The sequence below is a fragment of the Paraburkholderia sp. MPAMCS5 genome (assembly GCF_036016995.1).
Taxonomy (GTDB): Bacteria; Pseudomonadota; Gammaproteobacteria; order Burkholderiales; family Burkholderiaceae; genus Paraburkholderia.
Map to the genome: position 1 here is coordinate 542,889 of NZ_JAYXBK010000002.1, position 21,860 is coordinate 564,748.

24 protein-coding genes are annotated in these 21,860 nt (G+C 63.0%); 14 read left to right on the forward strand and 10 right to left on the reverse strand.

Going from position 1 to position 21,860, the window contains the following annotated elements; translation table 11 throughout:
- Positions 1 to 13: 13 nt before the first annotated feature.
- The 4 genes from VOM14_RS06590 to VOM14_RS06605 all read left to right on the forward strand — a co-directional run bounded on the left by VOM14_RS06590 (position 14) and on the right by VOM14_RS06605 (position 4,686).
- Positions 14 to 811: a MetQ/NlpA family ABC transporter substrate-binding protein gene (locus tag VOM14_RS06590; RefSeq protein WP_327627923.1), complete on the forward strand. Its 798-nt coding sequence runs from the start codon at positions 14 to 16 to the stop codon at positions 809 to 811.
- Between the two features lie 238 nt (positions 812 to 1,049).
- Positions 1,050 to 1,799, forward strand: a complete 750-nt coding sequence (locus tag VOM14_RS06595; protein WP_327627924.1) for an electron transfer flavoprotein subunit beta/FixA family protein — start codon at positions 1,050 to 1,052, stop codon at positions 1,797 to 1,799.
- Between the two features lie 34 nt (positions 1,800 to 1,833).
- Positions 1,834 to 2,769 carry an electron transfer flavoprotein subunit alpha/FixB family protein gene (locus tag VOM14_RS06600; RefSeq protein WP_327628117.1) on the forward strand — a complete coding sequence of 312 codons (936 nt, stop codon included), beginning with the start codon at positions 1,834 to 1,836 and terminating at the stop codon, positions 2,767 to 2,769.
- 126 nt (positions 2,770 to 2,895) lie between these two features.
- A complete protein-coding gene (locus VOM14_RS06605) occupies positions 2,896 to 4,686 on the forward strand; it encodes an acyl-CoA dehydrogenase (RefSeq protein ID WP_327627925.1) in 1,791 nt (596 codons plus the stop codon).
- 123 nt (positions 4,687 to 4,809) lie between these two features.
- On the opposite strand, the gene VOM14_RS06610 is transcribed toward VOM14_RS06605, so the two are convergent.
- Positions 4,810 to 6,096 carry a D-amino acid dehydrogenase gene (locus VOM14_RS06610; RefSeq protein WP_327627926.1) on the reverse strand — a complete coding sequence of 429 codons (1,287 nt, stop codon included), beginning with the start codon at positions 6,094 to 6,096 and terminating at the stop codon, positions 4,810 to 4,812.
- A gap of 167 nt (positions 6,097 to 6,263) precedes the next feature.
- On the opposite strand from VOM14_RS06610, the gene VOM14_RS06615 reads away from it, so the two are divergent.
- Both VOM14_RS06615 and VOM14_RS06620 read left to right on the forward strand, forming a co-directional pair.
- On the forward strand, positions 6,264 to 6,764 hold the full coding sequence (locus tag VOM14_RS06615; protein WP_327627927.1) for an Lrp/AsnC ligand binding domain-containing protein: 501 nt from the start codon (positions 6,264 to 6,266) through the stop codon (positions 6,762 to 6,764).
- Positions 6,765 to 6,879: 115 nt separating this feature from the next.
- Positions 6,880 to 8,010 carry a PA0069 family radical SAM protein gene (locus VOM14_RS06620; protein WP_327628118.1) on the forward strand — a complete coding sequence of 377 codons (1,131 nt, stop codon included), beginning with the start codon at positions 6,880 to 6,882 and terminating at the stop codon, positions 8,008 to 8,010.
- A 16-nt stretch (positions 8,011 to 8,026) separates the two neighbouring features.
- On the opposite strand, the gene VOM14_RS06625 is transcribed toward VOM14_RS06620, so the two are convergent.
- On the reverse strand, positions 8,027 to 8,494 hold the full coding sequence (locus tag VOM14_RS06625; protein ID WP_327627928.1) for an NINE protein: 468 nt from the start codon (positions 8,492 to 8,494) through the stop codon (positions 8,027 to 8,029).
- A 284-nt stretch (positions 8,495 to 8,778) separates the two neighbouring features.
- Entirely contained in the window at positions 8,779 to 9,966 is a 1,188-nt protein-coding gene (locus VOM14_RS06630) for a PQQ-dependent sugar dehydrogenase (protein ID WP_442955518.1), read from the reverse strand.
- 166 nt (positions 9,967 to 10,132) lie between these two features.
- Here VOM14_RS06630 and rpsP point away from each other — a divergent pair, with 166 nt between their 5' ends.
- The 6 genes from rpsP (at position 10,133) to VOM14_RS06660 (ending at position 14,457) form a co-directional block, all read left to right on the forward strand.
- Positions 10,133 to 10,387, forward strand: a complete 255-nt coding sequence (rpsP, locus tag VOM14_RS06635; RefSeq protein WP_006050280.1) for a 30S ribosomal protein S16 — start codon at positions 10,133 to 10,135, stop codon at positions 10,385 to 10,387.
- A gap of 120 nt (positions 10,388 to 10,507) precedes the next feature.
- Positions 10,508 to 11,254: a ribosome maturation factor RimM gene (gene rimM / locus VOM14_RS06640; RefSeq protein ID WP_327627929.1), complete on the forward strand. Its 747-nt coding sequence runs from the start codon at positions 10,508 to 10,510 to the stop codon at positions 11,252 to 11,254.
- Positions 11,255 to 11,292: 38 nt separating this feature from the next.
- Positions 11,293 to 12,060 (forward strand): tRNA (guanosine(37)-N1)-methyltransferase TrmD, encoded by a 768-nt coding sequence (gene trmD, locus VOM14_RS06645; RefSeq protein WP_327627930.1) that lies wholly within the window; start codon positions 11,293 to 11,295, stop codon positions 12,058 to 12,060.
- A 146-nt stretch (positions 12,061 to 12,206) separates the two neighbouring features.
- Positions 12,207 to 12,593 carry a 50S ribosomal protein L19 gene (gene rplS, locus VOM14_RS06650; protein ID WP_020069334.1) on the forward strand — a complete coding sequence of 129 codons (387 nt, stop codon included), beginning with the start codon at positions 12,207 to 12,209 and terminating at the stop codon, positions 12,591 to 12,593.
- A gap of 92 nt (positions 12,594 to 12,685) precedes the next feature.
- A complete protein-coding gene (locus VOM14_RS06655; RefSeq protein WP_327627931.1) occupies positions 12,686 to 13,405 on the forward strand; it encodes a CoA pyrophosphatase in 720 nt (239 codons plus the stop codon).
- A gap of 113 nt (positions 13,406 to 13,518) precedes the next feature.
- Positions 13,519 to 14,457 (forward strand): CobD/CbiB family protein, encoded by a 939-nt coding sequence (locus VOM14_RS06660; protein ID WP_327627932.1) that lies wholly within the window; start codon positions 13,519 to 13,521, stop codon positions 14,455 to 14,457.
- Positions 14,458 to 14,566: 109 nt separating this feature from the next.
- Here the strand turns inward: VOM14_RS06660 and VOM14_RS06665 are convergent, their stop codons facing one another.
- The 3 genes from VOM14_RS06665 to VOM14_RS06675 are packed head-to-tail and all read right to left on the reverse strand — an operon-like array spanning position 14,567 to position 17,113.
- Positions 14,567 to 14,887 carry a putative signal transducing protein gene (locus VOM14_RS06665; RefSeq protein WP_327627933.1) on the reverse strand — a complete coding sequence of 107 codons (321 nt, stop codon included), beginning with the start codon at positions 14,885 to 14,887 and terminating at the stop codon, positions 14,567 to 14,569.
- A gap of 1 nt (position 14,888) precedes the next feature.
- Positions 14,889 to 15,857, reverse strand: a complete 969-nt coding sequence (gene rsgA, locus VOM14_RS06670; RefSeq protein ID WP_327627934.1) for a ribosome small subunit-dependent GTPase A — start codon at positions 15,855 to 15,857, stop codon at positions 14,889 to 14,891.
- Positions 15,854 to 17,113, reverse strand: a complete 1,260-nt coding sequence (locus VOM14_RS06675; protein WP_327627935.1) for a M48 family metallopeptidase — start codon at positions 17,111 to 17,113, stop codon at positions 15,854 to 15,856. Before VOM14_RS06675 ends, rsgA begins: the two co-directional genes overlap by 4 nt.
- Positions 17,114 to 17,268: 155 nt before the next feature.
- Between VOM14_RS06675 and orn the strand changes: the two genes are divergently transcribed.
- Positions 17,269 to 17,880 carry an oligoribonuclease gene (gene orn, locus VOM14_RS06680; RefSeq protein ID WP_327627936.1) on the forward strand — a complete coding sequence of 204 codons (612 nt, stop codon included), beginning with the start codon at positions 17,269 to 17,271 and terminating at the stop codon, positions 17,878 to 17,880.
- 1 nt (position 17,881) lies between these two features.
- Here the strand turns inward: orn and mog are convergent, their stop codons facing one another.
- Together mog and yjgA are read right to left on the reverse strand one after the other, a co-directional pair.
- Positions 17,882 to 18,538 (reverse strand): molybdopterin adenylyltransferase, encoded by a 657-nt coding sequence (gene mog, locus VOM14_RS06685; protein WP_327627937.1) that lies wholly within the window; start codon positions 18,536 to 18,538, stop codon positions 17,882 to 17,884.
- Complete coding sequence (yjgA, locus tag VOM14_RS06690) at positions 18,519 to 19,130, reverse strand: ribosome biogenesis factor YjgA (RefSeq protein ID WP_327627938.1); 612 nt, start codon at positions 19,128 to 19,130, stop codon at positions 18,519 to 18,521. The genes mog and yjgA overlap by 20 nt, the downstream gene beginning before the upstream one ends.
- Positions 19,131 to 19,474: 344 nt before the next feature.
- Here yjgA and pmbA point away from each other — a divergent pair, with 344 nt between their 5' ends.
- Positions 19,475 to 20,845 (forward strand): metalloprotease PmbA, encoded by a 1,371-nt coding sequence (pmbA, locus tag VOM14_RS06695; protein ID WP_327627939.1) that lies wholly within the window; start codon positions 19,475 to 19,477, stop codon positions 20,843 to 20,845.
- 124 nt (positions 20,846 to 20,969) lie between these two features.
- Here the strand turns inward: pmbA and VOM14_RS06700 are convergent, their stop codons facing one another.
- Positions 20,970 to 21,470, reverse strand: a complete 501-nt coding sequence (locus VOM14_RS06700) for a dihydrofolate reductase (RefSeq protein ID WP_327627940.1) — start codon at positions 21,468 to 21,470, stop codon at positions 20,970 to 20,972.
- Positions 21,471 to 21,565: 95 nt separating this feature from the next.
- The gene (locus tag VOM14_RS06705) at positions 21,566 to 21,850 is read right to left on the reverse strand and encodes a hypothetical protein (RefSeq protein WP_327627941.1); all 285 of its coding nucleotides are present in this window, start codon (positions 21,848 to 21,850) and stop codon (positions 21,566 to 21,568) included.
- Between the last annotated feature and the right edge of the window lie 10 nt (positions 21,851 to 21,860).

Consider the following 21,860-nt stretch of genomic DNA (forward strand, 5'->3'; position numbering starts at 1 on the left):
TCAAAGGTCCATCATGCAACGTCGTTTCATTCTCAAGCTGGCCGCGGCACTCGGGGCCGCCTCGCTCATCGCCGCCAACGCGGCCCACGCCGAAGACGCGATCAAGGTCGGTGTCACCGGCGGTCCGCACGCGCAGATCATGGAAGTCGTGAAGACGGTCGCGGCGAAGAACGGCCTGAACATCAGGATCGTCGAATTCTCGGATTACGTGCAGCCGAACGCGGCGCTCGCCGCCGGCGATCTCGACGCGAACAGCTATCAGCACGACCCGTATTTGCAGGCGCAGGTGAAGGATCGCGGCTACAAGCTGATTCGTATCGCCGACACGGTCACGTATCCGATGGGAATCTACTCGAAGAAGCTGAAGACGCTGGCCGAACTGCAGCCGGGCGCGAAGATCGCGGTGCCGAACGATCCGACCAACGGCGGCCGCGCGCTGCTGCTGCTGCAAAAGCAAGGGCTCCTGAAGCTGCGCGCCGACGCGGGTCTGAAGGCGACGCCGCTCGACATCGTCGAAAATCCGAAGAAGCTGAAGATCGTCGAACTCGACGCCGCGCAGATTCCGCGCTCGCTCAACGACGTGGACGCCGCCGCGATCAACACCAACTTCGCAATGGAAGCGGGGCTGAAGCCGAAGCAGGACGCGATCGCGATCGAAGACCCGAAAGGTCCGTACGTGAACATCATCGCGATCCGCGAGGCGGACAGGAACAAGCCGTGGGTTGCGAAGCTGATCGCCGCCTATCATTCGCCGGAAGTGAAGCAGTTTGTCGAAAGCAGGTTCGGCGGCTCGGTGATCACGGCCTGGTGACCGGACGGCTTTCGATATTGCAAGACACGTCGGCGATATGGAATTTAGAGTCGCAAGTCAGAACCCGGGGTTGTCGCCCGGGTTTTTTCGAGTTTAAAATAGAACGATCGTTCGATATTGCCGTCACGCCGCCGAGGAGCGATATCCTCGTGCTAAACCACTCCCGACACCGGCTGGCGTAAGGCCAGTCGCTATAATGTTCGTTGGGTTGACGTATTCGTAACTTTGGAGCGTGTGCATGAAAATCCTGGTGCCAGTCAAGAGAGTGGTCGATTACAACGTGAAGGTCCGCGTCAAGTCGGACGGCACGGGCGTCGACATTGCGAACGTGAAAATGTCGATGAATCCGTTCGACGAAATCGCGGTTGAAGAAGCAGTGCGTCTGCGCGAAGCGGGCGTGGCGACCGAGGTGATCGCCGTGTCGGCGGGCGTCACGCAATCGCAGGAAACGTTGCGCACGGCGCTCGCGATCGGCGCAGATCGCGCGATCCTGATCGAGTCGAATGAAGACCTGCAGCCGCTGGCTGTCGCCAAGCTGCTGAAGGCGCTGGTCGACAAGGAACAGCCGCAACTGGTGATTCTCGGCAAGCAGGCCATCGACGACGACTCGAACCAGACCGGCCAGATGCTCGCCGCGCTGGCGGGTTTGCCACAGGCAACGTTCGCATCGAAGGTGGTGGTTGCCGACGGCAAGGCCACTGTTTCGCGCGAAGTGGACGGCGGCGCGGAAACGCTGTCGCTGAAATTGCCCGCCGTGGTCACGACCGATCTTCGCCTGAACGAGCCGCGTTACGTCACGCTGCCGAACATCATGAAGGCGAAGAAGAAGCCGCTGGAAACGATCAAACCCGAAGACCTCGGTGTCGATGTCACGCCGCGCCTGAAGACGCTGAAAGTCGTCGAGCCGCCCAAGCGCTCGGCCGGCGTGAAGGTGCCGGATGTGAAGACGCTGGTCGAGAAGCTGAAGACCGAAGCCAAGGTGCTTTGATCACCAACACGCGGAGAAGGACGAAATGACGAATCTGGTGAATCTTGTAATAGCAGAACACGACAACGCGTCGATCAAGGCCGCCACGTTGCACACGATTGCAGCGGCGCAGAAGGTCGGCGGCGATATTCACGTGCTGGTGGCCGGTCACAACGCGCAGGCCGCAGCCGATGCCGCAGCGAAGATTGCAGGCGTCAGCAAGGTGCTGCTCGCCGACGCACCGCAACTGGCCGAAGGTCTCGCGGAGAACGTCGAGGCCACGGTGCTGAACATCGCGAAGGATTACTCGCACATCCTCACGGCCGCGACGGCTTACGGCAAGAACATCGCGCCGCGCATTGCCGCGAAGCTCGACGTCGCGCAAATCAGCGACATCACGGCAGTGGATTCCGCCGACACGTTCGAGCGCCCGATCTACGCAGGCAATGCCATCGCCACGGTGCAATCCCAGGACCCGATCAAGGTCATCACGGTCCGCACAACGGGCTTCGACGCAGTCGCGGCGGAAGGCGGCAGCGCATCGGTGGAAAAGATCGAAGCCGCCGCTGACTCGGGCATCTCGCAGTTCGTGAGCCGTGAAGTGACGAAGCTGGACCGGCCGGAACTGACGTCGGCGAAGATCATCGTGTCGGGCGGCCGCGGTCTGGGCAACGGCGAGAACTACACGCAGGTTCTGGAGCCGCTCGCGGACAAGCTGAACGCGGCGCTCGGCGCATCGCGCGCGGCCGTCGACGCGGGCTTCGTGCCCAACGACTATCAGGTTGGCCAGACGGGCAAGATCGTCGCGCCGCAACTGTATGTGGCCGTCGGCATTTCGGGCGCGATCCAGCACCTCGCGGGCATGAAAGACTCGAAGGTCATCGTCGCGATCAATAAAGACCCGGAAGCGCCGATTTTCAGCGTCGCCGATTACGGTCTCGTGGGCGATCTGTTCACGCTTGTGCCTGAACTTGTCAGCGAACTCGGCTAAGCGTCTCGGCTGCGCCATATAAGAGCCATCTAAAAAGAGCCACCTAAAGGCGTTTGGCGGCATACAGAGGGCGCAGGACGAAGCCGTCCCGCGCCCTTTTTTTATCCAGGCAGGAGGAGAGCACACATGAGCTATACGGCGCCCATCAAGGACATGCTGTTCGTGATGAAGGAACTGGCGGATCTCGAGCGGATCGCGACGCTGCCAGGCTTCGAGGACGCAAATCTGGACACGGCTCAAGCCGTGCTCGAAGAGTCGGCGAAACTCTGCGGGGAAGTGCTGGCGCCGCTGAACGTCGAGGGCGACCGCAATCCGAGCAGTTGGAAAGACGGCGTCGTCACCGCGACGCCCGGCTTCAAGGAGGCGTTCCGCCAGTTCGCCGAGGGCGGCTGGCAAGGTGTGCAGCATCCCGTCGACTATGAAGGCCAAGGCTTGCCCAAGCTCATCGCGACGCCCTGCGTGGAAATGCTGAACGCGTCGAACCTGTCGTTCGCGCTGTGCCCGCTGCTCACGGACGGCGCGATCGAAGCGCTGTTGACTGCCGGCTCCGACGCGCAAAAGGCGACCTATGTGCCGAAGCTGATTTCCGGCGAGTGGACAGGCACGATGAACCTCACCGAGCCGCAGGCGGGTTCGGATCTGGCGCTGGTCCGCACGCGCGCCGAGCCGCAAGGCGATGGTTCGTTCAAGCTGTTCGGCACGAAAATTTTCATCACGTGGGGCGAGCACGACATGGCGAAGAACATCGCCCATCTCGTGCTGGCGCGCACGCCGGACGCGCCCGAAGGCGTGAAAGGCATCTCGCTTTTCCTCGTGCCGAAGTTTCTCGTCAATGAAGACGGTTCGCTCGGCGAGCGCAACGACGTGCATTGCGTGTCGATCGAACACAAGCTCGGCATCAAGGCGAGCCCGACCGCGGTGCTGCAGTTCGGCGATCACGGCGGCGCGCTCGGGCATCTCGTCGGCGAGGAAAATCGCGGCCTGGAGTACATGTTCATCATGATGAACGCGGCGCGGTTCGCGGTGGGCATGCAGGGCGTCGGCGTGTCGGATCGCGCGTATCAGAAGGCGGTCGCGTACGCGAAGGAACGCGTGCAAAGCCGTCCTGTCGATGGCTCCGCGAAACAGTCGGTCGCGATCATTCAGCACCCGGATGTGCGCCGCATGCTGTCGACCATGCGCGCGCTCACCGAGGCGTCGCGCGCGCTGGCCTATGTCACGGCCGCGCACGGCGACATTGCGCATCGTCATCCGGACGAAGCGACGCGCGCCGGGCATCAGGCGATCAACGAATTCCTCGTGCCGATCGTGAAAGGCTGGAGCACCGAACTGTCAGTCGACGTGGCGAGCCTCGGCGTTCAGGTGCACGGTGGCATGGGCTTCATCGAGGAAACGGGCGCCGCGCAGTTCTACCGCGATGCCCGCATTCTGCCGATCTACGAAGGCACGACCGCGATTCAGGCGAACGATCTGATTGGCCGCAAGACCTTGCGCGATGGCGGCAAGGTCGCGAAGTCGCTGCTCGCGGGCATCGCGGAAACGGTCGAATTGCTCGGCGCGCAGCAAGGCCCGGCATTCGACTCGATGAAGCGGTACCTCGCGGAAGGCCAGCGCTCGCTAAGCCAGGCGGTCTATTTCGTTCTGGCCAATACCAAAACCGATCCCAACGCGGTATTTGCCGGCAGCGTGCCTTATCTGAAGCTCGCGGGCGTCGTGCTCGGCGGCTGGCAAATGGCGCGCGCATTGCTCGCGGCAGCCGCCAAACGCGACGAAGATCCGGCGTTTTACGGCGCCAAGATCGCGACCGCGCAGTTCTACGCAGAGCATGTGTTGCCGCTGGCGCCGGCGCTGGAGGCTTCGATTGTCAGCGCGAAAGGCGGCGAAGGCGTGCTGGCTTTGTCGGTGGATCAGTTCTGATGAGGCTTTGAGCCTGACACGGCTTGCATGAAGAAAAACGGCGCCTTCCAGCAAGGCGCCGTTTGTTTTTGCAGGCCGATTTTTGCGATTACAAACCGGCGAGCAGCGTGCTACGCATGTGCGTCACGCATAAGCCGGACGATGCGCGCCGCCCGTCTCGCCCAGATAGCGATGCACCGACAGGTCGTCTGCCTTGATGGCGGGCTGTTTGCCGGACATCACGTCGGCCAGCAATTGCCCGGAACCGCAGGACATTGTCCAGCCGAGCGTGCCGTGGCCCGTATTGAGGAACAGATTGGCCACCGGCGTGCGGCCGACGATTGGCGTGCCGTCCGGCGTCATGGGCCGCAGGCCGGTCCAGAACGTTGCCTTCGACGTGTCGCCGCCGCCGGGGAACAGGTCGTTCACGCACAGTTCCAGCGTTTCGCGGCGAGCGTTGCGCAACGATTTGTCGAAGCCGACGATCTCAGCCATGCCGCCGACGCGAATCCGGTCGTCGAAGCGGGTAATCGCGATCTTGTAGGTTTCGTCGAGCACGGTGGAGACCGGCGCTGCCGCTTCATTTGCGATCGGCGCCGTGATCGAGTAACCCTTCAGCGGATACACGGGAATTTTCACCAGGTCGGAGAGGAACCGGGTCGAGTAGGAACCGAGCGCGACCACGAACGAATCCGCGCGCACGAGTTCCCCGCCGCATTGCACGCCGGCAACGCGGTCGCCGGCCATGGCGAGCGCATCGATCGGCGTGTTGTAGCGGAATTTCACACCCAACTGCCCGGCGAGCGCGGCGAGGCGCGTGGTGAACATCTGGCAGTCACCGGTTTCGTCGCCGGGCAGGCGCAGGCCGCCCGTCAGCTTGTGAGAGACCGCGGCGAGCGCCGGTTCGGCCTGAGCCAGCTCGGCCGCCGACAGCAGTTCATATGGCACATTGGCTTCTTCCAGCACGGCGATATCTTTCGCGGCGCCGTCGAATTGCTGCTGCGTGCGGAACACTTGCAGCGTGCCGCCCGTGCGGCCTTCATACCGGATGCCGGTTTCCGCGCGCAGCGCTTGCAGGCAGTCGCGGCTGTATTCGGCGAGGCGGACCATGCGGCCTTTGTTCACCGCATAGCGCGAGGCCGTGCAGTTTTGCAGCATCTGCCACATCCATTGCAACTGGAACTGCGTGCCGTCGAGCCGGATGGCGAGCGGCGCGTGCTTCTGGAACATCCATTTGACGGCTTTCAATGGCACGCCGGGCGCCGCCCACGGCGAGGCATAGCCCGGCGAGATCTGGCCGGCATTCGCGAAACTGGTTTCGAGCGCCGGACCCGCCTCACGGTCGATAACAGTCACGTCGTGACCCGCGCGCGCGAGGTAATACGCGCTCGTCACGCCGACGACGCCACTGCCCAAAACGACGATTCGCATAGCTGCTCCAGAAAATTCAGCAAGATTGGAGGGCGGTGCGCTCGTCGATTCGTTGAAATTAATTCGATTAACGAGGTGTAATGCCGGACGCCCAGTGTTAACCGCTATACTATTGGGATGAATGTAGGTTTTGTTATCGTATTTTCACGATTTTCAGAAAAAACACTATGCGCACGCAGCGTCAGCCGGTCCGGACCCTTGACAAGCTCGACCACAGGATTCTTCGGCTGCTCCAGCAGGACGGCCGGATAGCGATGAAAGACCTCGCGGAACAGGTCGGGCTGTCCGTGACGCCGTGTATCGAGCGGGTGAAGCGCATGGAGCGCGACGGCGTGATCATGGGCTATCACGCGCGGGTGAATCCGGCCGAACTGGGCGCCGCGCTGCTGGTGTTCGTGGAAATTACGCTCGATCACAAAAGCGGCAACATGTTCGACCAGTTCCGCCGCGAGGTGCAGAAAATTCCGGAAGTGCTCGAGTGCCATCTGGTGTCGGGCGACTTCGACTATCTGATCAAGGCGCGCATCGGCGAGATGGCCGATTACCGCAAGCTGCTCGGCGACATCCTGCTCCAGTTGCCCGGTGCGGTGCAGTCGAAAAGCTACGTGGTGATGGAGGAGATCAAGGAAACGCTGACCATCCCGGTGGGCGACGAGGGCATGCGCTAGGCGTTTCGCAGGGCTCGACAAATGGCGTAAACACTGTATATTTATACAGGTGTTTGCGCCGTTCGTCTTTTGGCCTTTTGCCTATTTGCTTTCCTGAGCCGTGACCGAACCCCATATCCGTTTTGCCGCTGAGTTTCCTATCGCGCCACCTGCGCCCCGCAAAGGGCGCGGGGCCGTGACGAACTTGCAAGGGCGCTACGAAGTCGACCAGCGTGAAGCGGTCGACGACGGCTGGCTCGCCGTGCCAGACGAAGGCGAAGCGCCTAAAGTCTTGCGCACGCAGGTGTTCGAGGAAAGGGCAAAGAGCATTCTCACGCGCAATACGTCGCCGGACATTCCATTCGGCGTGTCGCTGAATCCGTATCGCGGTTGCGAGCATGGCTGTATCTATTGCTTCGCGCGGCCCACGCATAGTTATCTCGGCCTTTCGCCGGGACTTGACTTCGAAAGCCAGATCTACGCGAAGGTCAACGCGCCCGAGTTGCTGGAGCGCGAGCTATCGAAGAAATCGTACGAACCGGAGCCCATTGCGCTCGGCGTCAATACCGACGCCTGGCAGCCTGCTGAGCGTGACTGGCGGCTCACGCGGCGCGTGATCGAGATATTAAGCGAGCGAAACCATCCGTTTGCGGCAATTACCAAATCGTCGCTGATCGAGCGCGATCTGGACGTGCTCGCGCCCATGGCTGCTCGCGGACAGTTCATGGCGGCCATCACCATTACGACGCTCGACGCCGACATCGCGCGCACGCTGGAACCGCGGGCGGCCACGCCGTCACGGCGGCTGCGCACAATCCGCGCGTTGAGCGAGGCGGGCATTCCGGTCGGGGTGAGTATTGCGCCCGTCATTCCGTTCGTTACTGAGCCCGACATGGAGCGGGTGCTGGAGGCGTGCGCAGAAGCCGGCGCGTGCAATGCGAGCTATATCGTGCTGCGTCTGCCGTGGGAGGTCGCGCCGCTGTTCCAGGATTGGCTCGCGGCGCATTTTCCGGATCGCGCCGAACGCGTGATGGCGCGCGTGCGCGATATGCGGGGCGGAAAAGACTACGACGCCTCTTTTTCCACCCGAATGAAGGGGGAAGGTTTATGGGCCGATCTGCTGAAACAGCGATTCCATCAGGCCGTGCGCCGTTTGGGGCTCAACCAGCGCGACCGCGGCATCCTGGATATGTCGCAATTTCGGCGTAACGAGGCGCCACGCGTTCAGGCGGCAACGCGTGACAATCAGCAACTCGATCTTTTCTAGGGCAGTGCGCGGCCTGTTACTGAGAAAGCGCCTTCGCCGCCTGCACTTGCCCTTCGAAATAAGTCTGGAAGGAGATGGCGAGACCGGTCATCAACAGGAACGCGCCGATCAGCAGCGAAAAGATCACCACGAAGATCACGGTCCAGCCGGAGCGGCTTTTGCGCTGTGTATGCGCGTTGAATTGCCTGTCCCACTTGTCGTCCGGGCGCAGGCCGTAGACGATTGCGGCGAGAAATGCGGCGAGAACGGAAACGGCGCCGGGAAAGACCAGAACCCAGCCGAGTATCGAGGACCGCTCGCTGGCCACCAGCAGCATCGCACCTGGGATGCCGATCAGCGTGCCGATCACATGAGCCCAGCCGTAAATGTCGCGCCTGCCGTAGAGGTAAAAGCGGTGCGCGCCCAAGGTGCCCAGGAAAAAAGCCAGCGCGGCGGTAATCGTTTTGGAGCGGAAGTAAGTCGTGGTGGAAACAGGCGTGGACATGTAGGCGAGGGCAGATTAACGGGGAGCAACGGAGAGCAAGGGCGCTTGAAGGGCGCGGCGCGCCGTTGGGCACGTACCGCCGCGCATTCTACGCCGGCCGCGTGTGGCGGGTCACCTGGCGCACGCGAACAGCTGCATGACAGCCGCGCGACAGCTGCATGACAGCCGCATCGCAGCCGCACGGGCGGCGGCGGGCGTAATACCGCTTCCGCTGTCGGCTTCGCGCTCCCGTCTTGGGATGTCAGTTTGGCTGCAACACCGCACATTGAGCAGCCGCAAGCGGGTCAATGCGCCGAGTACGTGACGCGGTAAACGGCGCCGGCGTAGTCGTCGCTGATCAGCAGCGACCCGTCGGGCAAAGGCAGAACGTCGGCCGGGCGGCCCCAGGCGGTTTCGCCTGGCTGAAGCCATCCCTCGGCAAACACTTCCTGTCGCGCATGACTGCCGTCGGGCTCCGTGATAACACGCACCACGCGGTATCCGACCTTCTTGCTGCGGTTCCACGAACCGTGCTCGGCAATGAAAATGTTGTTGCGATAGTCGGACGGGAACATCGCGCCGGTGTAAAAGCGCATGCCGAGCGCGGCCACGTGCGCGCCCAGTTTTGCGACCGGCGGCGTGAATGTGCTGCAGGGGTGGCCCGCGCCGAATTCCGGGTCGGGCGTGTCGCCGCCATGGCAGTACGGAAAGCCGAAATCCATGCCGGCGCGCGAGGCGCGGTTTAGCTTGTCGTCGGGCACATCGTCACCCATCAGGTCGCGGCCGTTGTCGGTGAACCACAGCTCGTGCGTCGTCGGATGCCATGCAAAGCCGACCGAGTTGCGCACGCCGCGTGCTACGACTTCGTAGTGACTGCCGTCCGGCTCCATGCGGCCGATCATTCCGTAGCGGTCGCGGTCTTTCAGGCAGACGTTGCAGGGCGCGCCTTGCGGCACATAAAGTTTGCCGTCGGGCCCGAAAGCGATGAATTTGCCGCCGTGGTGAGTTTCGCCAGGCAGTTTGTCGGTGACGACAGCGGGCTTGGGCGGCGCGTTCAGGTGGATGTCGATCGAATCGAAGCGCAAAATTTTCGACACGGCCGACACGTAGAGCGAGCCGTCGCGCCATGCCACGCCCATGGGCGTTTCGAGTCCCGAGGCGACTATATGGCGCGCGGTGACGCGTCCGTCCTGCAGTTCGAGCGCGTAGACATGGCCGTCGAGGCTGCCTACATACAGAATGCCCTTCGACGAGAGCGCCATGGCGCGTGCACTCGGCACCGCGTCGGACAAAATCTGGATGTGAAAGCCGGGCGGCAGCTTGATGTGCTCCACGGGTGGCGCCGCCAGAGCCGAGCAGGCGGTGACGGCCAGCGTGACCGCCGCCGCGCGGCGAAAGCCGAGCCGAAAACCGCGCGCGAGGCGGCCGGAGCCGATTCGGCGAATGGCAAAAATCAGCGGAAAGGCGGTTTGCGACAGAGATTTCACAGGCAATCCGTCAGGTTCTTCAGGCGTTTTCGCGAGGTTCCGGACTCGCGCTGTAGGGACGGCGCAACCCCATTGCCGAGTTTATCCCGGTTAAGTGTTTGTTATGGCGTCAGTTTCCCGCTATAATCGCGTGTTTCAGTCGTTCCGAACCCCGGTTTTCAAGGATTCTAGTATGGTCATCATCCGCTTGGCTCGTGGCGGCTCCAAGAAGCGCCCGTTCTACAACATCGTCGCAACCGACTCGCGTAACCGTCGTGACGGCCGCTTTATCGAGCGCGTTGGTTTCTACAACCCGGTCGCTACGAAGGGCGAATCCCTGCGTATCGCTCAAGATCGCCTGACGTATTGGCAAGGCGTGGGCGCACAACTGTCGCCGACGGTCGAGCGTCTCGTGAAAGAAGCGCAAAAGGCGCAGCCGGCTGCTTAATGGTAGCTCGCGTGCGTATCGTCGTCGGTTTGGCCGGCGGCCCGCGCAGCTTGCGGGAGCAGTTCGATGCGCAAGAAGTCTTGCCGAAGCAGGCGTCGAAGTTCGTAGCGAGGTTCAATCATGTCCGAACGTGATTCCGGCAATTCAGGTCGCGTAAAGGCAGGAGAAGCGGCTAAAGAGGCGAACCCGCGCGCAAAGACGTCTGATCAGGCGCCCTTCGGTGCATTCGTCCGTAAGCCGGTCGAGCGAGCCGAAGGTAAGGCGAAAGCCAATGTTTCAGACGCCGGTTCCGAAGCAGCAGCAATGCGCGCGGAAACGGCGGAAAGCTGGCCGGCCGACGCGGTCGAGGTTGGCGCAATCGTCGACGCTTACGGTCTCAAAGGCTGGGTCAAGGTGGCCGCGCATGCGGACGCCGGGCAGGGCGGCGACGCATTGCTGAGCGCGAAGCGCTGGTGGCTGATGAAAGGCCGCGAGCGCACGTCGGCGCCGTCATTGCAGGCAAAAACGCATAGCGACAGTGTGGTGGCCCATCTGGGCGGCGTCACTGACCGCGACGCGGCGCTGGCACTGCGCGGCTCGCGCGTCTATATCAGCCGCGGCGAATTTCCGGTGCTCAAAGCCGACGAATTCTACTGGGTCGACCTGCTCGGCCTAGATGTGGTGAACCTTGCCGGCGTCAATCTGGGCAAGGTTGCAGACATGATTGACAACGGTGCGCACTCGGTGTTGCGCATCGAATATCCGGGCGCTGACAAAACCGGCAAGCCGGTTACTGCCGAACGTTTGATTCCGTTCGTCGGTGTGTTTGTCAAAACGGTGGACCAGGCGGCGAAACAGATCATCGTCGACTGGGAAGCCGATTATTGATAGTTCAGCAAATCGAGTTCGCTAAAACGGAGAGAGCGATGCAGTTCGATGTCGTCACGCTCTTTCCCGACATGTTTCGCGCGCTGACCGACTGGGGCATTACCAGCCGGGCGGCGAAGCAGGAGCGCTATGGGTTGCGTACGTGGAATCCGCGCGATTTCACGACCGACAACTACCGCACAATCGACGATCGCCCGTACGGCGGCGGCCCGGGCATGGTCATGCTGGCCAGGCCGCTGGAAGACGCGATCGGCGCGGCGAAAGCCGCGCAGGCGGAGCAGGGCATCGGCGCGCCGCGCATCGTGATGATGTCGCCGCAAGGCGCAACGCTGAATCACGAGCGTGTGATGAAGTTTGCCGCGGAGCCCGGCCTCATTCTGCTGTGCGGCCGCTACGAAGCGATTGATCAGCGTTTGCTCGATCGTGTCGTGGACGAAGAAGTCAGTCTCGGCGACTTCGTGCTGTCCGGGGGCGAACTGCCGGCCATGGCGTTGATGGACGCGGTCGTACGCCAGTTGCCCGGCGTGCTCAATGATTCGCAGTCGGCGGTACAGGACAGTTTTGTCGACGTGCTGCTGGATTGTCCGCACTACACGCGGCCCGAGGAGTATCAGGGCGTGCGCGTCCCCGATGTGCTGCTTGGCGGCCATCACGCGGAGATTGAAGCGTGGCGGCGGCGTGAGGCCTTGCGCAACACGTTGAACAAGCGGCCTGACCTGATCGTCAAGGCCAGAAAGAACAAGATGTTGAGCCGTGCCGATGAGGCATGGCTGACAAGTCTCGCGAAGGGAGAGCCGAAGGCGTAAAGCCTCGGTCTTTCGAGCGGACAAAAGGCGGCGCCGCACATGCGTGTACGGCGCCTGATGTGAACCCATCCTCTATCGGGGCCGTAGCCGGGCATTTTTATGCGAGGCAGGTACGAACGCCGACAAGATGGACTTAGGAGTCAGTGATGAATCTGATTGCAAAACTCGAGCAGGAAGAAATCGCGCGCGCCCTCGGCGAGAAGACCATCCCCGAATTCGCCCCCGGCGACACGGTGATTGTCAGCGTGAATGTGGTTGAAGGTACGCGTAAGCGTGTTCAGGCTTACGAAGGCGTCGTGATCGCCAAGCGTAACCGTGGTCTGAATTCGTCGTTCATCGTCCGTAAGATTTCGTCGGGCGAAGGCGTCGAGCGTACGTTCCAGACGTACTCGCCGCTGTTGGCAAGCATCGTCGTAAAGCGTCGCGGCGATGTGCGTCGTGCGAAGCTGTACTACCTGCGCGACCGTTCGGGCAAGTCGGCTCGAATCAAGGAAAAGCTGGTCTCGAAAGACCGCGCTGCTTCCCAGGCGTAAATGCTGTAAGGAAAAGCACCCCTCGCGGGTGCTTTTTTGTTTGCCAGGTCAAAATAGCGGCATCTCCTCTATCCGCTTATTCGAGAGACCCGTTGATCCGACCCGTCTTTGAGCCAGAACTCCTGCCTGTCGAAGCGACGGGCGCCCATCTGCCGCGCGTGGCTGCGGACCGTCTGACGCCCGATGGCCTGCGTGGCCGTTTCAAGCAGCCTATCGCCTGGACGCCTGAGTCGTTCGTCGATGCTCCGTGGCGCAATACCCAGGCCGATCCGCGTGTCGCCTCCGTGTTGATCCCGCTCGTGATTCGCGCGAATGGGCTGACGGTGCTGCTGACCCAGCGCGCGGACCATTTGAACGACCACGCCGGCCAGGTCAGTTTTCCGGGCGGCCGTCAGGAACCATTCGATGCCGACGCCACCGCCACCGCCTTGCGTGAAGCGCAGGAAGAAGTCGGCCTCGCGCCGTCGCGTGTGGAGGTGCTCGGCGCGTTGCCCGACTATCTGACGGGCACGGGTTTTCGCGTGACGCCGGTGATCGGCCTCGTGCATCCACCGTTCGCCTTGAAAGCGGACGCGCTCGAAGTGGCGGAGGTCTTCGAAGTGCCGCTCGCCTTCCTGATGAACCCCGCGCATCACGAAGAGCGCGTGTTTCGTTATGAAGGCGGCGAGCGCCGTTTTTTCGCGATGCCGTATCCGCGCGGCGCATCGCTCGAAGCAGCCGAAAAAGGCGGGAGCGGCACGGGCAGCCACTATTTCATCTGGGGCGCGACGGCCAGCATGCTGCGCAATTTTTATCGCTTTCTCGCGGCCTGAGCGAAGGCCTCGTATGTGCACGTCGGGTGTTTGGGAGCGTCTGCGCTCAGCGGCATCCGGCCCTGTGCTATCGTACGGAACAATCGTAAAACTCAAAAAGCACGGCGTATCGCATGACTTTTTTTTCCGTATTGCTGGCTCTGATCATTGAACAGGTGCGCGCGCTGTCGCCGAACAATCCGGTATCCGCGCTGCTTCAATACCATGCGGAGTCGGCGGCGCACGGATTCGATGCCGGCAAGCCCAAGCACGGCCTGCTTGCGTGGCTCGTGGTGGTGGTGCCGTGGACGCTGGCCGCCGCGCTCATCTACTACGTTCTCTACAACATTCACTTTGCGCTGGCATTCCTGTGGAACGTCGCGGTGCTGTATTTCACGCTCGGCTTCCGCCAGTTCAGCCATTACTTCACAGACATCCATCTCGCGCTCAATAACGACGATGTGCCCCGCGCGCGCGAAATTCTCAACGAATGGACCGGTCTCGACACGATCGACATGCCCGTCAGCGAAATCGTGCGTCATACGCTGATTCACGCGGTGGTTGCGTCGCATCGTCATGTGTTCGGCGTGTTCTTCTGGTTTCTGCTTCCGGTCGGGCCGGCGGGCGCGGTGTTGTATCGCATCGCCGAACATTTGTCGCGTACGTGGGCGCGGCCCGTCGACGACAGAACCATTGCGTTCTCGAGTTTCGCGCAGCGCGCGTTTTTCGTGATCGACTGGGTGCCGGCGCGGCTCACATCGTTGGGCTTTGCGATCGTCGGTAATTTCGAAGACGCGATTTATGCCTGGCGCAACCATGCGCGCCAGTGGCCGGACGCGAACGACGGCGTGCTGCTGGCCGCAGGCAGCGGGGCGCTCGGCGCGCGTCTGAGCGGTCCGCTGGCCGAACAGTCGAGTCTCGACGCGCTCGCAACCGGCGACGGCGGCCCCATGCAGGTCGGCGACGATTGCACGCCGCGCACGCTGCAATCGGCGGTCGGCCTCGTCTGGCGTGCGGTCGTTCTGTGGATGATCCTGTTGCTCATGCTGACGATCGCGGTGTGGCTGGCTTAAGCGCCGAATGGGCACCCCATAGTCACCCACATAGGCAGCGCACAGAAAAAAACGGGCAATCGCCCGTTTTTTTTCGACCCTACGGCAGCGCAGTCGCCGCCACGCCGTCTCACCCGTCCAATGGATTTCGCGGCGTGCCGCATTGCCAGCACACGGTGAACTGCGCCTCGAGCGTCTCGCCGCACTGACGGCATTGCCAGGAAGGCGCGCCGGCCTCCGGACCTCGCGAGGCGGCATCGATCAAGCGTCGCGCCACGGCTTCGTCGCGGTCGTCAACGAGCCACAATTCAGGCGCGCACTGGTCGGCCGGGATATCGCCGAGCGCGCCGTTCAGATAGCGATTGTGCAGCTCGCAGGCGATGCCCGCTGTCTCCAGCACATTGACCCAGTGCTGTCCGATGATCAGATTCGGCGCGCGCATCAGTTTCATGTCAGCGCACGATCTGGCTGGCTTCGTGCACGAGTTGCGCGTACAGCGCATGCCGTTCGCGGCGAATGCGGCCGTCGGCGACCGCTTCCAGGATCGCGCAGCCCGGCTCGTGCAAGTGATGGCAGTTGTAGAAACGGCAGTTCGGCAGCAGCGGGCGGAACTCGGGGAACGCGCGCTCCAGCCGGCCTTCGGTCAGATGATGCAGGCCGAATTCCTGGAAGCCGGGCGAGTCGATCAGCGCGCCTTCATCGCCGTTTTCGCCGCGTGGGTTGTGCAGATCTTTCGGCAACGGATAAAGCCGCGTGAACGTCGTCGTATGGCGTCCGCTGTTCAACGCAGTTGAAATTTCGCGTGTGGCGACCTCGGCATCCGGAATCAGCAGATTCACGAGCGTGGACTTGCCCATGCCGGACTGGCCGAGCAGGAGCGTCGCATGGCCGTGCAGATGCTCGGTCAGCGCCGCGCGAGCCGCTTCCGGCTGCGCCTTGATCGACACTTCCACGACCGTGTAGCCGAGCGCACGATACGGCTCGAGCCGTTTGCGCGCGCCTTCGAGCGCGTCGGTCACGTCGATCTTGTTCAGCACGATCAGCGGCTTCAGTTCGTTGGCTTCGGCCGCGACGAGCGCGCGGCCGAGCAGGTCTTCGCTGAAGTGCGGCTCGGTGGCAAGCACGATCAGCAACTGGTCGAGGTTCGCGGCGAACAGCTTCGACTTGTACTGATCCGAGCGATAAAGCAGATTGCGCCGCTCGCCGATCTCGACGATCACGCCCTGGTCCGCTGAAGTCGGCTCGTACATCACGCGATCGCCCACGGCGACCTCGCTGCGTTTGCCGCGCGGAAAGCATTGAAGCATCGGACCGCCGTCTTCGGGCGCCACGAGGTAATGGCGGCCGTGCGCGGCCACCACGAGACCGCCTACGCGCGTGCTGGACGCCGCGCGCGACGCTTTCGGAGCGCGGCCGCTCATGCGTGCCGCATCAGTCGGTCGATCCGCTGCGATGCCGGCGGATGCGAGTAATAGAACGCCGTATAAAGCGGATCGGGCGTCAGCGTGGACGCGTTGTCTTCGTACAGCTTGACGAGCGCGTTGACGAGGTCTTGCGCGTCCGTTTGCGTGGCGGCGAACGCGTCGGCCTCGAATTCATGCTTGCGCGAGCTGAGGCTGCCAAGCGGCGTGACGAAGAACATGAACACCGGCAGCGCGAGGAAGAACAGCACGAGCGCGAGCCCGCTATTGCCGCCGACTAGCGACGGCCTCACGCCGAGCCCTTCGTAGAACCAGACGGATTCCTTCAGCCAGCCGAGCAGCGCGAGCATCGCGAGGCTGATCGCGAACGTGACGAGCATCCGCTTGATTACATGACGGCGCTTGAAGTGGCCGAGTTCGTGCGCGAGCACGGCTTCGATTTCGCTGCCCGACAGACGCGCGAGCAAGGTGTCGAAGAACACGATCCGCTTGGCCGCGCCGAAGCCCGTGAAGTACGCATTGCCGTGCGCGGAACGACGGCTGCCGTCCATCACGAAGAGGCCTTTGGCGGCGAAGCCGCAGCGCTTCATCAGCGCTTCGATGCGGCTTTTCAGCGCTTCGTCCTTGAGCGGCTCGAACTTGTTGAAAAGCGGCGCGATAAACGACGGATACAGCACCAGCACGAGCATCTGGAAGACGACCCAGACGATCCACGTCCACAGCCACCAGAAGCTGCCGGCCTGGTTCATCAGCCACAACACGACGAACAGGAGCGGCAGCCCGAACGCGGCGCCCAGCAACACGCCCTTCAATCGGTCGACGATGAAAATGCGCTTGCTCATCCGGTTAAAGCCGAAGCGCTGCTCGATGCCGAACTGCCGGTAATAGTCGAATGGCAGGTCGATCGCGCTGGTGATCGCGATCACGGCCGCAACGAGCGCGATCTGACCGGCGTAGCCGCGGCCGAGCCAGTCGGAGATCGCGAGATCGAGCGCCTGCACGCCGCCGAGCAGCGTGAGGCCGATCAGCACCGCTGCGCCGACGACGATTTCGATCATGGCAAGACGCGTGCGCTCGACGGTGTAGTCGGCGGCGCGCTGGTGCGCGGAGAGCGCGATGGTGCCCGCGAATTGGCTCGGCACCTGCTCGCGATGGCCGGCGACGAAGCGGATCTGCCGCGACGCGAGCCACAGTTTGGTGCCGACCATCGCCACGAGGGCGATGACGAACAGAACGGTGAAGTACAGGGTAGGCATCCGTGGATTCCGTGGTATCTATGCGAGAATTATATGTTTCTTCCCGCCTCGCAGCGGGACATGCTCAAACCATCTGAAACGAACCATCACGAACCATCGCCGCGGCAACGGAGGCTTTCCAGGAGGCCTTCCGCGCGGCTATCAGGGCTGCCTTCATGACTGACATCCTCGAATCCGCCGAACCGCTGCCGCTCGTGCGCAGCGACATGAACCTCGTCTGGCTGGACATGGAAATGACCGGGCTCGACCCGGACTCCGACCACATCATCGAAATCGCGGTGGTGGTGACGAATTCGACACTCGACCGCATGGTCGAAGGCCCGGTTCTCGCCATTCATCAGAGCGATGAAACGCTCGCGAAAATGGACCAGTGGAACCAGAACACGCACGGCCGCTCGGGACTGATCGACCGCGTGAAGGCTTCCACCGTCAGCGAAGACGATGCGGCCGCGCTGATCCGCGAATTTCTCGTGCAGTATGTGCCCCCGGGCAAGTCGCCGATGTGCGGCAACTCGATCTGCCAGGACCGCCGCTTCATGGCGCGCTGGATGCCGGAGCTGGAGACCTTTTTCCACTACCGCAATCTCGACGTCAGCACGCTCAAGGAGCTGTGCCGCCGCTGGCAGCCGGCCATCTACAAGGGTTTCCAGAAGCGCGCGATGCACACGGCGCTGGCCGACATCCACGAGTCGATCGACGAACTGAAGTACTACCGCGAGCACTTCCTGGTTCCGCCGGCGCCGGACGCCTCGCTCAACGCGGAATGAGCTAGGCCGGCCGCGGGGCGCGCACGGCGTTCTTCGGCCGGAACGCCTTCACGACGTCAGCGTTCGTTTCCATATACGGTCCGCCGATCAGGTCGATGCAATACGGCACGGCAGTGAAGATGCCTGGCACCTTCACTGTGCCGCCCGCGCCGGCATCGCGCAAACCTTCCAGCGTTTCCTTGATCGACTTGGGCTGACCCGGCAGATTGATGATCAGCGCCGCGTGATCCGCCGTTTCGCGGATCACCGCGACCTGGCGCGAGAGGATCGCGGTCGGCACGAAATTCAGGCTGATCTGCCGCATCTGTTCGCCGAATCCCGGCATTTCCTTCGTGGCAATGGCCAGCGTCGCTTCGGGCGTCACATCCCGGCGCGCCGGGCCCGTGCCGCCCGTGGTCAGCACGAGATCGCAACCGACTTCATCGACGAGTTCCGTGAGCGTTGCCGAGATCGTGGGCGCGTCGTCCTGAATCAGGCGCGTGACCACCTGCCACGGTGAACTCAAGGCCGTGCCGAGCCACTCCTGCAAGGCCGGAATGCCTTTGTCCTCGTACGCGCCGGTGGATGCGCGGTCGCTGATCGACACGAGGCCGATCACGATTTCGTCAGGGTGATTGCGCTGTTGCTTGCGGGCGGGTTCAGGCGTCGCGGTCGTCATCGTCGTCTTCCTGGGCGTCGTCGGCATCGGAATCTGTCGCAGCGGCGGGGCCGTCCGCGTTCTTGATCCACTGAAACAACTCGCGGAAGTAGCGCGGCGGCTTGCTCTGCTGCGCTTCCTTCCGCGCGTTGCGAATCAGCGTGCGGCCTTGCTGCGGATCGGCGTTCGGATGCTGACGGATGAATTCGGTGAGCGCGGCGTCGTCGGCGAGCAGCTTTTCGCGCGTGCGCTCGATCCAGTGCAGCTTCGCCGTTTCCGCCTTGTTCACACCGTTGTAGGTGTCGAGCGCGCTGCGCAGCGCGGCGGTTTCCTCGTCGAGCAGCGAGCGCATCACGCGGCCCACGTACTGGAGCTGGCGGCGCTTGCCTTCGTGGTCGGTGATGCGGCGCGCCTCGCGCACGGCGTCGTCGAGCTTTTCGGGCATCGGCATGCGCTTGAGCGCGTCTTTGGGCAGCGCGATCAGCGCCTCGCCCAGTTCCTGAAGCGCGTGCATGTCGCGCTTCAACTGGGACTTGCTGGGACGGTCGTAGCCGTTCTCGTCGACTTCCGGCTCGGCGGATTCGATGGGCTGAATGCGGGTTTTGCGTGTCATGGCGATATTGTAGCGTGCCGGGCCTCGCGAACTCGCCATGGCGCCGAGAGCACGGCGCGCATCGCGCGCATGGCGCAAAAAAGCGGGCAACGAATGACAGGTGCGGCAGCGCTTAGCTTGCTATGATCGCGGGATGCGTTGATGCACGCGAACGCACAATCGAGCACACGTAAGCGCAAACCTCGCGCGCACGCCGAACCGCATTCCGAGGCGCAAACCGCGGCGCAAACCGCGGCGCATGGCGAGGAGCGCGACGCGTTGAGGAGCAGCATACCGGGCGCACACAGTCGCGCGGCATGTGCGAACATCCAGGGCCGCTCGGCCCCAACAGGACGGCAACGACAATGGCAGCAGACATGGACGTCAAGCAGCGCTTTTTTCCGCATACCCAGGATGAACTGAAGGAAATCGCCTCGGACATCCTTCGTCACGCGAAGTCGCTCGGCGGCACCGACGCGGCGACCGAAATTTCCGAAGGCGACGGCCTGTCCGTCTCCGTGCGGCGCGGCGAAGTCGAGACGATCGAGCACAACCGCGACAAGATGGTCGGCGTGACGGTGTTCATCGGCAACAAGCGCGGCAACGCGAGCACGTCGGACTTTTCGTCGCAGGCGCTGAAGGACACGGTCGCGGCGGCCTACAACATCGCGCGCTTCACGGCGGAAGACGACTGTGCGGGCCTCGCGGAAGCGGAACTGCTCGAAACCGCGCCGCGCGATCTCGACCTCTATCACCCGTGGAATCTGTCCGCCGACGAAGCCGTGGAAATCGCCCGCCGCGCGGAAGACGCCGCCTTCGCCACCGACCCGCAGATCAAGAACTCGGAAGGCGCGAGCGTCTCGGCGCAGCATTCGCAATTCGTGCTCGCCACGTCGCGGGGTTTTCTCTCAGGCTATCCGTACTCGCGCCACTACATTGCGTGCGCGCCGATTGCCGGCAGCGGTCGCAACATGCAGCGCGACGACTGGTACACGTCCACGCGCAGCGCGGAACAACTGGCCGATCCCGAAGCAGTGGGCCGTTACGCGGCGCAACGGGCGCTCGCGCGCATCGGCGCGCGCGGTCTCGACACGCGCAAGGTTCCGGTGCTGTTCGAAGCGCCGCTCGCCGCCGGGCTGCTCGGTGCATTCGTGCAGGCCACGAGCGGCGGCGCGTTGTATCGCAAGACCTCGTTTCTCGTCGACAGCCTCGGCAAGCCGGTGTTCGCGCCGCATGTGCAGATCGTCGAAGATCCGCACGTGCCGCGCGCCATGGGCAGTGCGCCGTTCGACGAAGAAGGCGTGCGCACGCGCCAGCGTTCGGTTGTGAAGGACGGCGTGGTGGAGGGCTATTTCCTGTCCACCTATTCGGCGCGCAAGCTCGGCATGCAGACCACGGGCAACGCGGGCGGTTCGCACAACCTGTCGCTGCGCAGCTCGAACACGCGTAACGAAGACGACTTCGAAGCAATGCTCAGAAAGCTCGGCACGGGGCTTTTGCTGACCGAACTGATGGGACAGGGCGTGAACTACGTGACGGGCGACTATTCGCGCGGCGCGTCCGGGTTCTGGGTGGAAAACGGCAAGATCCAGTATCCGGTCGAGGAAATTACCGTCGCGAGCACCTTGCAGGAAATGTTCCGCCACATTGTCGCGGTCGGCGCGGACACGATCACGCGCGGCACCAAGCAGACAGGTTCGGTGCTGATCGAACGGATGACGATCGCCGGCCAGTAAGCGGTTCTGCCCGCGCTCCTGCCGCGCATTTTTCCGCATTTTTCCGGTTTCACACACGACAACGCCACGCGAATTCGCGTGGCGTTTTTCATTCGGCAGCGCAGCGCGCATTAGCGCTCGAACATCAGTGACTCTTGCGCCGATACGTCACGAACGCATAGTCGAAATCGTTGGGCGCATGCGCGCGATGCGTTTCATGCGCGACTTCTTCCCACTCGTTCGCATCGACGGCTGGGAAGGTCGCGTCGCCTTCGAAATCGGCGGAAATCTCGGTGACGATCAGCTTGTCCGCGAGACGCAGTCCCTCGACATACAACTGCGCGCCGCCGATCAAAAACGCTTCCGGCGCCTGATCCCGTGCCGCGAGTTCGAGCGCTTCGCCGAGCGTGGTGGCGGCGTCGCAGCCCTGGAAGCGCCGCGCGGCATCGCGCGTCACGACAATATTGCGGCGTCCCGGCAACGGCCGGCCGATCGATTCGTGCGTCTTGCGGCCCATGATGATGGGCGCGCCCATGGTGGTGCGCTTGAAAAACGCAAGGTCTTCGGGAAGTCGCCAGGGCAACTCGTTGTCGCGGCCGATCACGCCATTATTGGCGCGAGCGACGATCAGAGTGAGCGTCGTCATCGAATGGAAAGGGGAACATAACCGGACGATTCTACCTGACGCGCCCACTCGCGCCGCCGCCTCGGCTGCCGGTTTGTTTCGCGTGCGCGGTCAGACTATTTCGCCTGGTAGCTGGCGACGCTGGTCGGCGCAGCGCGCGCGGCCTGAGCGGCCTGGGCGGCGTCTACCGGAACCGGCACGGGCGACGGCGGACCGATTTCATCCCACAGCGTGACGCCGCCGCCTTTGGCAAATAGGCGCTGCGGCGCGGCGCCGAATGTTTCCTGAGCATGAAGCTCGCCGGGCAGTCCAAATGCGGCGAGCGCGCAAACAAGCGCGCAATAAAACGTCGGACAGCGCGCAATGCCGCCCGGATCGAGACGAAACAACGCTGGTCGCATGATGAGTCTC